Here is a 12,145-nt window from a genome sequence, read left to right as displayed (position 1 = left end):
GGGAAGAGCCTACGGGGTCGCCGGGCCCGCTCCGGGCGCGGGGGCGTGTTCGGCGGCGGCCCGTACGTCGATCTCGCGCCAGAATCCCGCCCGGATCGCATAACGGTCGTGCTCGTCGATCTGGTCGTCCTTGTGGGCGAGCAGGCCGAATCGGGCGGCGTACCGGAGGAGTTCGCCGTCGATGCGGTGCGGGATGCGCGGGTAGAGGGTCGACAGTTTCTGGACGTGGCTCTGTTCGGGAAGTCGTTCCATCCACCGTCGGGCGAACACCTGTCCGACCTCGAAGGGGTCTCCGCCGACGGTGGTGATGTCCTCCTCGCGGTCCGCCCAGCGCTGCTCGGCGCTGGTGAGGGCGGCGAGGGTGGGCAGGGAGGCGGTCTCGGCCGGTTCGCCGAGGGGGGCGGCGGGGCGCTCGACCCAGCCCCGGTCGGAGGACCAGCGGAGCGCGCTGGTGCCCTGGGGCACGGCAGCGGCCGGGGATGCGGGGGTGGTGCCGGGGGCGCGCAGTCCCGCCAGGTCCTTGGGGGTGGGGACGCCCTTGCCGGAGGCCGGGGAGGGGACGCCCGTCTCGTGGCCGCGGTCGTGGTCGTCCTCGCGGAGGTGACCGTTGGCTCCCGCGTGTCCGTTGCCGTGGTGGACGTGGCCGTTGCCGCCGTTGCCGTTGGCGTGGGGGACCTCGCCGGAGTCCCGGGCGGCGGCCGCCTCGGCGGCCCGTTCGGCGGATGCGGCGAGGGCCGCCTCGGGCAGCGGCGCGGAGAGGATGGCGGCGATCTCGGGGCGCGGGGCGGGCGGGGGCGAGCAGATCCCGGTGAGGTCCTTGGCGCGGACGGCCCGGGTGATCCAGGTCCGGTCGAGGACCCGCCGCTCGTCGGCCTCTGCGACCAGGTCCTCGGACTGGTTGTAGTCGCCGTCGGCGGCCTGGACGGCCCAGAGGTGGACGGCGACGCCGTGCTCCTTGGCGGACATCAGTCCGGGCAGCAGGTCGCCGTCGCCGGTGACGAGCACGATGTCGGAGCAGGCCCGGTTCCTGGCGAGCTCGGTCAGCTCGGTGTGCATCGCCGCGTCGACGCCCTTCTGGGCCCACCGTCCGTCGCTCCGCGTCAACGCGCCCAGCCGGACGGTGACCCGGGGCATCACGCGCAGTCTCCGGTGCTCGGGCTGGGGCACCCGGTCGGGTGCTCCGTCGAACCAGTAGATCCGCAGGAGGGGCAGCGCGGTCTCGGCCTCGGCGCGCTGGCGCAGCTGCTGGATGAGCCCGGCGTGATCGACGGTGATCCTGGAGCGGGCCGGTTCCCCGGCGAGAAGACTGGCGGCAGCTCCCAGCAGGTAGCCGGCATCCACCAGGACGACGCAGCGGTCCACGTGTTCCACCCTCTTTCGGGAACCTCGGGATCGGAAGTTGCTTCGGATTTCCTTCGAGTCTGCCCGAAGGGCGGGGGCTCGACGGTCGGAACTGGATCATCGGCGTGGCGGATATCACGTTCCCGAGGGCCTCACGCTCCGTAATGATCCAACATGCGGCGGTTCGTACGGTATGTGAGTCTGACAGCGGCCCTGGCCCCTAGGTCCCTTTGAGGAGGCATCCCCATGGCCAAGAACCGCAACCAGAACCGTGGTCAGAAGCAGCAGTCCCCCGCCGAGCGCGGCGCCCAGCAGGCGCAGCAGTCGGCGATGGAGTCCGAGGCCTCGCAGCGCGCGTCTCAGGTGCTGCCGAGCGATGTCGCCCGCAAGGGCCGCCAGAAGCGCTTCGGCCACAACTGACGGCCTTCGCGTACGGCAAAGGGGCGCGCCCGTGACGACGGGCGCGCCCCTTGCGCGTGTTCGGGAGGCCCGCCCGGCCGGCAGGCCGCGCGGGACGACGGGTCAGCCGGCCAGACAGGACGGCCCGAGCAGCACCTTCAGGTCTCCGAAGAGTGCCGGGTCGGCCGTCACCCGGTGCCGGTCGAGGCGCAGCACGGTCGTGGTCCGGGGGCCCTGGAGCTTGATCCGTACCTCGGTGTTGCCCTTGTGGTGGCCCAGGATCTCGCCGAGGCGGGTGACCATCGGCGGGGTCACCTTGACGGTGGGGATGGTGAGGATCACCGGTGCGTTGGTCCCGGCGTTCGACAGGTCGGGGACCATCAGCTCCATGGCGACGAGCCGGGGCACGTCCTCGCGCTTGTCGAGCCGGCCCTTGACGAAGACGACCGTGTCCTCGACGAGCTGGGTGGAGACCAGCTGGTAGGTGGCCGGGAAGAACATGCACTCGATGGAGCCGGCGAGGTCCTCGACGGTGGCGATGGCCCAGGCGTTGCCCTGCTTGGTCATCTTCCGCTGGAGGCCGGAGATGATGCCGCCGATGGTGACGACCGCGCCGTCGGAGTGCTCGCCTCCGGTGAGCTGGGAGATCGCCGCGTCCGTCTTGTCGGAGAGGACGTGCTCGATGCCGAAGAGCGGGTGGTCGGAGACGTACAGGCCGAGCATCTCGCGCTCCTGGGCGAGCAGGTACGACTTCTCCCACTCGACGTCGGAGAACTCGACGTCGAGGCCGAAGCCGGGCTCGTCGGTGGCCTCGTCGCCCATGCCGCCGAAGAGGTCGAACTGTCCCTCGGCCTCCTTGCGCTTGACCGCCACCACGTTGTCGATCATCGGTTCGTGGTGGGCGACCAGGCCCTTGCGGGTGTGGCCCATCTCGTCGAACGCGCCGGCCTTGATCAGCGACTCGACGGTCCGCTTGTTGCAGACGACGGCCTCGACCTTGTCGAGGAAGTCCGGGAAGGAGGAGTACTTCCCCTTCGCCTTGCGCGACTTGATGATCGACTCGACGACGTTGGTGCCGACGTTCCGGACGGCGGAGAGGCCGAAGAGGATCACGTCGTCGCCCTGGGCGGCGAAGTTCGACTCGGACTCGTTCACGTTCGGCGGGAGCACCTTGATGCCCATGCGGCGGCACTCGTTGAGGTAGATCGCGGACTTGTCCTTGTCGTCCTTGACCGAGGTGAGCAGTCCCGCCATGTACTCGGCCGGGAAGTTGGCCTTGAGGTAGGCGGTCCAGTAGGAGACCAGGCCGTACGCGGCCGAGTGGGCCTTGTTGAAGGCGTAGCCGGCGAAGGGGACCAGGACGTCCCAGAGGGCCTTGATGGCCTCGTCGCTGAAGCCCTTGCCCTTGGCTCCGGCCTCGAAGATGACGAAGTTCTTCGCCAGCTCGTCGGGCTTCTTCTTGCCCATCACGCGGCGGAGGATGTCGGCCTCGCCGAGCGAGTACCCGGCGATGATCTGGGCGGCCTTCTGCACCTGCTCCTGGTACACGATGAGGCCGTAGGTGACCGCGAGCACCTCTTCGAGCGGCTTCTCCAGCTCGGGGTGGATCGGGGTGATCTCCTGCTGCGCGTTCTTGCGCAGGGCGTAGTTCGTGTGCGAGTTCATGCCCATCGGGCCCGGCCGGTACAGGGCGGACACGGCGGAGATGTCTTCGAAGTTGTCGGGCTTCATCAGGCGCAGCAGCGAACGCATGGGGCCGCCGTCGAACTGGAAGACGCCGAGGGTGTCACCGCGCTGGAGCAGTTCGAAGGTCTTGGGGTCGTCGAGCGGCAGGGCCAGGAGGTCGAGGTCGATCCCCTTGTTGGCCTTCACCATCTTGACGGCGTCGTCCATGATCGTGAGGTTGCGCAGGCCCAGGAAGTCCATCTTGAGCAGGCCGAGCGACTCGCACTGCGGGTAGTCCCACTGCGTGATGGTGACGCCGTCGGTGTGCCGCACCCAGATCGGCGCGTGGTCGACGATCGGCTCGCTGGACATGATCACGCCGGCCGCGTGCACGCCCATCTGGCGGACCAGGCCCTCGACGCCCCGGGCGGTGTCGATGACCTTCTTGACGTCCGGCTCGTTCTCGTACATCGCGCGGATCTCGCCGGCCTCGCTGTAGCGCGGGTGCGAGGGGTCGGTGATGCCGTTGAGGTCGATGCCCTTGCCGAGGACGTCGGCGGGCATGGCCTTGGTGAGCCGGTCGCCCATGGCGTACGGGTAGCCGAGGACGCGCGCGGAGTCCTTGATGGCGTTCTTCGCCTTGATCTTGCCGTAGGTGCCGATCATGGCGACCTTGTCGGAGCCGTACTTCTCCGTCACGTACCGGATCACCTCGACGCGCCGGCGCTCGTCGAAGTCGATGTCGACATCGGGCATCGAGATGCGCTCGGGGTTGAGGAAGCGCTCGAAGATCAGGCCGTGCGGGATCGGGTCGAGGTCGGTGATGCCCATGGCGTACGCGACGATCGAGCCGGCCGCGGAGCCTCGGCCGGGGCCCACGGCGATGCCCTGCTTCTTCGCCCACATGATGAAGTCGGCGACGACGAGGAAGTAGCCGGGGAAGCCCATCGAGATGATGGTGTCCATCTCGTACTCGACCTGCTTCATGCGGTCGTCGGGGATGCCCCCGGGGAAGCGGCGGGCCATGCCCCGCATGGTCTCCTCGCGGAACCAGGTGACCTCGGTGAACCCCTCCGGGATGTCGAACTTCGGCATGAGGTTCTTCTCGACGAACATGCCGTCGGTGGTGACCTGCTCGGCGACCAGGAGGGTGTTGCGGCAGCCCTCCTGCCAGGCGTCCGAGGAGTCGACGGCGTACATCTCGTCCGTGGACTTCAGGTAGTAGCCGGTGCCGTCGAACCGGAAGCGGTCCGGGTCGGAGAGGTTCTTGCCGGTCTGGATGCAGAGCAGGGCGTCGTGCGCGCCGGCCTCGTGCGCGTACGTGTAGTGCGAGTCGTTGGTGACCAGCGGCGGGATGCCGAGCTTCTTGCCGATCTCCAGGAGCCCGTCGCGGACCCGGCGCTCGATCTCGATGCCGTGGTCCATCAGCTCCAGGAAGTACCGCTCCTTGCCGAAGATGTCCTGGTACTCGGAGGCCGACTTGAGGGCCTCGTCGAACTGGCCGAGGCGGAGCCTGGTCTGCAGCTCGCCGGAAGGGCAGCCGGTGGAGGCGATGAGCCCCTCCGACCACTGCGCGATGGTCTCCTTGTCCATCCGGGGCCACTTCTGCAGCCAGCCCTCGGCGTAGGCGTCGGAGGAGAGCCGGAAGAGGTTGTGGAGTCCGGTGGCGTTCGCCGCCCAGATCGTCTTGTGCGTGTAGCCACCGGAACCGGAGACGTCGTCCCGCTTCTGGTGCGGCTGGCCCCACTGGATCTTCCGCTTGTTCCGCCGGGACTCGGGGGCGACGTACGCCTCGATGCCGATGATCGGCGTCACCCCGGCCTTCTTCGCCGTGTGGAAGAAGTCGTACGCCCCGTGCAGGTTGCCGTGGTCGGACATCGCGATGTGGGTCATGCCCATCTCGTTGCACGCGTTGAACATGTCCTTCAGCCGCGCGGCACCGTCCAGCAGCGAGTACTGGGTGTGGACGTGGAGGTGCGTGAAGGGCGGCTTGGTCACGGCGGGAGGCCTCCGGATGTGTCTGCGGCGCGAAGCGCCTCGTGCAGGGGTGGCGGTCGGACGACGGGGGGGGAGACAGGCTGCGGTCAGTCTGGGGGGACAGCCTGGAAGTCTACGTCGGCCGACTGACAGACGACGGGCACTCGGCGCTAGGGTCGCGCGTTGGGAAGCGTGGAACACCTGTCCCAATTGTCATGAACAGTCTTGCAGCACATCCGGTACCAGGAGGCACCTCGATGTCGGTCCCCCAGCCCACCGCCGCGCAGCGCGGTGAGCACATTCTCGCCGTCTTCGACACCGCCTTCGGCGAGCTCCTCGCCGCCGACCCCGCGGCCTTCCGCGTCAAGTTCCGGAAGATGGCCGGCTCGGCGTTCGCCTTCTACCGGGGCACGGCCTGTCTGTTCTACGCCGACCTGGAGAAGGAGGCCCACGGCGGCCCCTACCTCGACGAGCGCACCGGCCGGGTCTGGATCCACGGCGATCTGCACGCCGAGAACTTCGGCACGTACATGGACGCCAACGGACGGCTGATCTTCAACGTCAACGACTTCGACGAGGCGTACGTCGGCCCCTTCACCTGGGACCTCAGGCGGCTCGCGGCCTCGCTCGCCCTCATCGGCTACGCGAAGGCGCTGAGCGACGAGCAGATCAGCCACCTGGTCCGGATCTGCGCCGTGGCCTACCGGGAGCGGATCCACGCCCTCGCGACCGGCGCGAAGAACGACGAGCTGCCCCCGTTCACGCTGGACACGGCCGAGGGCGCGCTGCTCGACGCGCTGCGCGACGCCCGCTCGATGACCCGCTTCGGACTCCTCGATTCGATGACGGAGATCCGGGACTACGAGCGCCGCTTCGCCGCGGGCGGCGGCGCGATGGAGCTGGACGCCGCCGCGCGGTACAAGGTCCTGGCGGCCTTCGACGGCTACCTGGAGACCCTGCCGGAGTCCAGCCTGACCCGCCCCGACTCGTACCGGGTCAAGGACGTGGTCGGGCGGCGCGGGATCGGCATCGGCTCGGCCGGCCTCCCCTCGTACAACATCCTCCTGGAGGGCATCAGCGACGCCCTGGAGAACGACGTCGTGATCTACCTCAAGCAGGCGCAGACCCCGGCGGTCTCCCGCCATGTGACGGACGCGGCGGTACGGGAGTACTTCCGGCACGAGGGCCACCGCACCGTGATCTCGCAGCGGGCGCTCCAGGCGCACGCCGACCCGTGGCTCGGCTGGACGGAGCTGGACGGCGCCGGGCAGCTGGTCGCGGAGGTCTCGCCGTACGCGGTGGACCTCGACTGGTCGGACATCGACGACCCCCAGGACATCGCGGCCACGGTCGCCGACCTGGGCCGGGCGACGGCGACCATGCACGCGGCGGCGGACGACTCCAGCGGGCACTCGCTGGTGCCGTTCTCGACGGAGCGGGCCATCGACGCGGCGATCGCCGCCGACGAGGAGGGCTTCGCGGAGCTCCTGGTGGACTTCGCCCACACGTACGGGGCACGCGCGCGGGCGGACCACCAGATCTTCGTGGACCTCTTCCGCAACGGCCGCATCCCGGGGCTGTAGCGGATTCCCGGGGCCGCCGGGGCCGCAGCGGATTCCCGGGGTCGCCGGGGCCGCAGCGGATTCCCGGGGTCGCCGGGGCCGTTCACAGACTGCCTTTAAGGGCGTTTTACGGACCGGCATGGCACACTCCACGACGATGGACATGGCAGGGACGCAGCTGAGGGTGCTGCGGGCGGCGTTCTTCACGGCACTGGTCGTGACGCTGTCCGTGGCGTCCCACGTGCTGCTCTCACGCGTGCCGCTGCCGCTCGGGACGGTCGTCCCCGTCGCGGTCGGCGTCTTCGCCGTGGCGTACGCCCTGGCGGGCCGCGAGCGGGGCCTCGGCCCGATCGCCGGGCTCCTCGTCCCGCTGGAACTGGCCGCCGACACGCTCTTCACCAGCGGCCAGGCGGTCTGTTACGGCGCCGCCGGCGGCCCGGTCGCCGGATCGCTGCGCGCGGTCGGCGTGGAGGTCTTCTGCGGTGGCGCCGTCGGCGCCCCGCTGCCCGGCGTGGCCGCCCCCGAGAGCGGCACGGCCGCCGCGCTCCTCGACTCCCCGGACCCTGCGCTGCCCTGGCTGCTGCTCCTGGCCCACGTGGGCGTCGGGCTCTTCGCCGCCGCCTGGCTGCGCGGCGGGGAACGGGCGCTCGCCCGGCTGCTCGGCGCGGTGGCCGCCGTCGCGTTCCGGCCGCTGCTCCTGGTGGCCGCCTTCTTCCGTGCCGGTGGTCCGGCGCCGCGGCGCTCCGGGCGGCCCGCGGGGCGGCCCCGGCCCTCCCGTACCCGGCTCCTCACCCACTCCGTCGGACGGCGGGGACCGCCGTGCCCGCGCCTCGCTCTCGCCTGAGCGACGCGCCCCCAGGCACGCGGTACCCCTCATTTCCCTTCCTCACCGTCACGGAGATCACGATCATGAGTGCACGCAACAACCAGGCCAACAAGGCAGCCGCCCGCGAGCGTCTGCGCGTCGAGCGCGAGCGCCAGGCGAAGAAGGACCGGGCCCGCCGGCAGCTCGTCGTGGGCGTCTCGGCCGTGGCCGTCCTCGCCGCCGCCGGCGGCATCGGCTACGCGGTCGTCCAGTCGAACCAGCCCTCCGCGTGGGAGTCGGCCGCGAAGGCGACCAAGGTGACCGCCCCGAAGAACACCTCGGGCACGAACGGCACGACCGTCGTCGTCGGCAAGCCGTCCGCGAAGAAGACCCTGGAGCTGTACGAGGACTCGCGCTGCCCGGTCTGCGCGACCTTCGAGCAGTCCGTGGGCCCCACGGTCGAGAAGGACGTCGAGGCCGGCAAGTACAAGATCAGGTACGTCGGTGCCACGTTCATCGACGACGCCGCCACGGGCGAGGGCTCGAAGAACGCCCTCTCGGCGCTCGGCGCGGCGCTCGACGTGAGCCCCGATGCCTTCCTGACGTACAAGTCGGCGCTCTACTCGGCGAAGTTCCACCCGGAGGAGAACGACGACAAGTTCGCCGAGGACTCCTACCTCCTGGAGGTGGCGGACTCGGTGCCGGCCCTGAAGGGCAACGCCGCGTTCAAGAAGAACGTCGAGAACGGCACGTTCGACGCCTGGGCGATGAAGATGTCGAAGGCCTTCGACGACAGCGGGGTGACGGGCACACCCACGCTGAAGATGGACGGCAAGCCGGTGACGGTGGCGGGCTCCGACAACCCGCCGATGACCGCGCCGGAGTTCGAGACGGCGATCGCCACGGCCCTCAAGGGCTGACCCGGACCGTACGGAACGGCCTCCTTCGCCCCCTGACCCGCCCGACGGGTCAGGGGGCGAAGCCGCGTGCGGGGTGAATCGCTCCGTCAGGGGGCGAAGCCGGGGGTGCGGGGTGAATCCGCTCCGTCAGGGGGCGAAGCCGCGTGCGGGGTGAATCCGCTGCCCCGGGGCCGACGGCCCTGCGGACCTTGCCGCCGGGCACGAGGGCGACGGCCGTCCAGCCCTTCCCGGGGTGAGCGGAGCGGCCTCGCCGGGAACCGCCCCGCGGGCAACCGTTCTGATGGTGCGTCAGGTGAGCGCCCCGGGGGGCGTCGCCGCCGCGGGGTCGGATGCGGCCCGGGGGCGACGATCCGGCGAACTTTCCCGCAAGCCCCTCCCCACCCACCGTACCCGCCAGTAATCTGACTGCCCGTGACCAGTCGTTTCATATCCTCAGCCCCCACGCGGCGCGCGGTCGTCAAGGCCGCCGCCGTCACCGCCGTCACGGCGCCCGCCCTCATCGGCGCGGCCACCACGGCCCACGCGGCCACCGGGGCACCCGCGTTCCTCCATGGCGTCGCCTCCGGCGACCCCCTGCCCGACGGCGTCCTGCTCTGGACGCGCGTCACCCCCACCCCCGAAGCCGTGCCCGGCTCCGGTCTCGGCCCCGACGTCCAGGTCGGCTGGGAGCTCGCCGAGGACCGCGGCTTCGCGCGGGTCGTGGCCTCCGGCACGAGCACGGCGAGCGCCGGCTCCGACCACACGGTGAAGGCGGACGTCCGGGGTCTGCGCCCGGCCACCTCCTACTGGTTCCGCTTCACCGCGGGATCCGCCGTCTCCCCCGCCGCCCGCACCCGCACCGCACCGGCCGTCGACGCCGCGGCGCCCGGTGTCCGGTTCGGCGTGGTCTCCTGCGCCAACTGGGAGGCCGGCCACTTCTCCGCGTACCGCCACCTCGCCGCCCGCGCCGACCTGGACGCGATCCTCCACCTCGGCGACTACGTGTACGAGTACGCCAGCGGTGCGTACCCGGAGGCGAAGTACACCGTCCGGCAGCACGAGCCGCGCCACGAGATCGTCTCGCTGGCCGACTACCGCACCCGGCACGGCCACTACAAGACGGACGCCGACCTCCAGGCGCTGCACGCGGCCCACCCGGTCATCGCCATCTGGGACGACCACGAGTTCGCCAACGACGCCTGGGAGGGCGGGGCGGAGAACCACACGCCCGGCGCCGAGGGCGACTGGGCGGCCCGGGTGGCCGCGGCCAAGCAGGCCTACTTCGAGTGGATGCCGGTCCGCGCGTCCACCGAGGGCACGGTCTTCCGGCGGCTGCGCTTCGGCAGGCTGGCCGATCTGCACCTCCTCGACCTGCGCTCGTTCCGCTCCGCTCCGGCGAAGACCGGCAGCGGTTCGGTCGACGACCCGGCGCGCAGCATCACCGGCCGCGCGCAGCTGGACTGGCTGAAGTCCGGGCTCGCGGGCTCGGACGCGGCCTGGCAGCTGGTCGGCACCTCGGTGATGATCTCGCCGGTCGCCTTCGGCTCCCTGCCCGCCCATCTCCTGGAGCCGATCGCGGAGCTGATGGGCCTGCCGAAGGAGGGGCTCGCGGTCAACGTCGACCAGTGGGACGGCTACACGGACGACCGCAAGGAGCTGATCGGGCACCTCACCTCGCGGGCGATCCGCAACACGGTCTTCCTGACCGGGGACATCCACATGGCCTGGGCCAACGACGTGCCGGTGAAGGCGGCGACGTACCCGTTCTCGGCGTCCGCCGCGACCGAGTTCGTGGTCACCTCGGTGACCTCGGACAACCTGGACGACCTGCTGCACGTGGCCCCGGGGACGCTCTCGGTGGTGGCGGCGGGCGCCGTCAAGGCGTCCAACCGGCACGTGAAGTGGGTGGACATGGACCACCACGGCTACGGCGTGCTGGACGTGACCGCCGAGCGCTCGCAGATGGACTACTACACGGTCTCCGACAAGGCGGACCCGGCCGCGACGACGTCCTGGGCGCGCTCCTACCGGACGCTGAGCGGAACGCAGCGTGTCGAGCGGGTGTACCAGCCGGTTCGCTGATGCGCGCCTGACGGCTCATTAGCGATGCTTTTCGGCCATGATCCCTTCTGTTAACGGGAGATCACATCGCTACGGCGGGTGGCTGGTTTTGGAGATCGAATCCGGACACACCACCCGCCTCCGTCACCTCAGTCGTTACGTCGAGGTCTCAAACTCCGGAAACGGCACAAGATTTTCTTCCCGATGACCCGAATTGCCCCCTGAATGATTGGGCTTGATCACTCCTCAACGATGGCTGACATGGACGCGTAATCTCCCCGGCGTGGCGGAGGAAGTTCCTCCCCCCACCCCCCACGAGGAGTCACCATGCGTGCTCTTGCCCGTATATCCCCGCGTATGTCACGTCGGATGCTCGGTACGGCCGTCATGGCCGGAACCCTGGCCCTTGCCCCGCTCTCCGCCCCGGTCGCGAGCAGCACCCCCACCACCCTGGCCGGCGCGTCCGCCGAGGAATGCGCCGACGACGCCGGCGCCCTCTCCGGCGCCCGCAAGGCGCGCGGCGCCGACGGCCACGCCGCCGAGCCGAACGAGGTCACGGCCGCCAAGGCCGCGTCCATGGACGCCGATTTCAAGAAGAAGCTGTCCGCCGCCCGCTCCGAGGCCCGCCTCAGCGGCTCCGCCGGCAGAGCCGCCGCGGTGGTGAACATCCCCGTCTACTTCCACGTCATCCACTCCGGAACGACGGGCAAGCTCTCCGCGACCGCGATCAACAACCAGATGAACGTCCTGAACGCGGCCTACGCCGGCCAGGGCACCGGCAACGTGAACTCCAACTTCCAGTTCACCCTGGCCGGTACCGACTACACGGACAACGCCACCTGGTACAACCTGTCCTCCGGCTCCACCGCCGAGAAGCAGATGAAGCAGACCCTCCGCAAGGGCGGCGCCGGCGCGCTGAACTTCTACACCGCCAAGCTCGGCGGCGGCCTCCTCGGCTGGGCGACCTTCCCGTCCTCGTACGCCTCGCAGCCGTCCATGGACGGTGTCGTCGTCCTCGACGCCTCGCTCCCGGGCGGCTCCGCGGCCAACTACAACCAGGGCGACACCGCCACCCACGAGGTCGGCCACTGGATGGGCCTCTACCACACGTTCCAGGGCGGCTGCAGCGGCAGCGGCGACGGCGTCGCCGACACCCCGGCCGAGAAGAGCCCCGCCTACGAGTGCCCGACCGGCCGTGACACCTGCACCAACAAGGCCGGCGTGGACCCGATCCACAACTTCATGGACTACACGTACGACGCCTGCATGTACCAGTTCACCTCGGGCCAGGTGACCCGGATGAACGACTACTGGACGGCGTACCGCGCCTGATCCGGCCGAACACGGGTGTGGGGGGGGGGGGGGGGGGGGGGGGGGGGGGGAAACGTGGCGAGGGGAGCGGAGGCGGGAGGGAGGGGGGGGGGGCCAACAAAAAA

The 12,145-nt window shown here is 70.3% G+C and carries 8 protein-coding genes; 6 read left to right on the top strand and 2 right to left on the bottom strand.

Annotated features, from left to right (window positions below; all coding sequences use genetic code 11):
• Nucleotides 1-9: 9 nt before the first annotated feature.
• On the bottom strand, nucleotides 10-1,362 hold the full coding sequence (locus ACZ4XX_RS18825) for an NYN domain-containing protein (protein ID WP_468508973.1): 1,353 nt from the start codon (nucleotides 1,360-1,362) through the stop codon (nucleotides 10-12).
• Between the two features lie 225 nt (nucleotides 1,363-1,587).
• Between ACZ4XX_RS18825 and ACZ4XX_RS18820 the strand changes: the two genes are divergently transcribed.
• Entirely contained in the window at nucleotides 1,588-1,761 is a 174-nt protein-coding gene (locus tag ACZ4XX_RS18820) for a hypothetical protein (protein ID WP_173861668.1), read from the top strand.
• A gap of 102 nt (nucleotides 1,762-1,863) precedes the next feature.
• Here the strand turns inward: ACZ4XX_RS18820 and dnaE are convergent, their stop codons facing one another.
• Nucleotides 1,864-5,403 (bottom strand): DNA polymerase III subunit alpha, encoded by a 3,540-nt coding sequence (gene dnaE, locus ACZ4XX_RS18815; RefSeq protein WP_468508972.1) that lies wholly within the window; start codon nucleotides 5,401-5,403, stop codon nucleotides 1,864-1,866.
• A 236-nt stretch (nucleotides 5,404-5,639) separates the two neighbouring features.
• Here dnaE and ACZ4XX_RS18810 point away from each other — a divergent pair, with 236 nt between their 5' ends.
• From ACZ4XX_RS18810 to ACZ4XX_RS18790, 5 genes are all read left to right on the top strand, one after another.
• On the top strand, nucleotides 5,640-6,965 hold the full coding sequence (locus tag ACZ4XX_RS18810) for a DUF2252 domain-containing protein (RefSeq protein WP_468508971.1): 1,326 nt from the start codon (nucleotides 5,640-5,642) through the stop codon (nucleotides 6,963-6,965).
• Between the two features lie 136 nt (nucleotides 6,966-7,101).
• Entirely contained in the window at nucleotides 7,102-7,788 is a 687-nt protein-coding gene (locus tag ACZ4XX_RS18805) for a hypothetical protein (protein ID WP_468509035.1), read from the top strand.
• A gap of 65 nt (nucleotides 7,789-7,853) precedes the next feature.
• Nucleotides 7,854-8,669 carry a DsbA family protein gene (locus ACZ4XX_RS18800; protein ID WP_468508970.1) on the top strand — a complete coding sequence of 272 codons (816 nt, stop codon included), beginning with the start codon at nucleotides 7,854-7,856 and terminating at the stop codon, nucleotides 8,667-8,669.
• A 411-nt stretch (nucleotides 8,670-9,080) separates the two neighbouring features.
• Nucleotides 9,081-10,730, top strand: a complete 1,650-nt coding sequence (locus ACZ4XX_RS18795) for an alkaline phosphatase D family protein (RefSeq protein ID WP_468508969.1) — start codon at nucleotides 9,081-9,083, stop codon at nucleotides 10,728-10,730.
• A 336-nt stretch (nucleotides 10,731-11,066) separates the two neighbouring features.
• The gene (locus ACZ4XX_RS18790; protein WP_468508968.1) at nucleotides 11,067-12,041 is read left to right on the top strand and encodes a zinc metalloprotease; all 975 of its coding nucleotides are present in this window, start codon (nucleotides 11,067-11,069) and stop codon (nucleotides 12,039-12,041) included.
• The last annotated feature ends 104 nt before the right edge of the window (nucleotides 12,042-12,145 follow it).

Source organism: Streptomyces sp. NPDC029956 (assembly GCF_055574655.1).
Note: the sequence above shows the minus strand (reverse complement) of the source record. Positions and strands in the feature narration are given on the sequence as shown.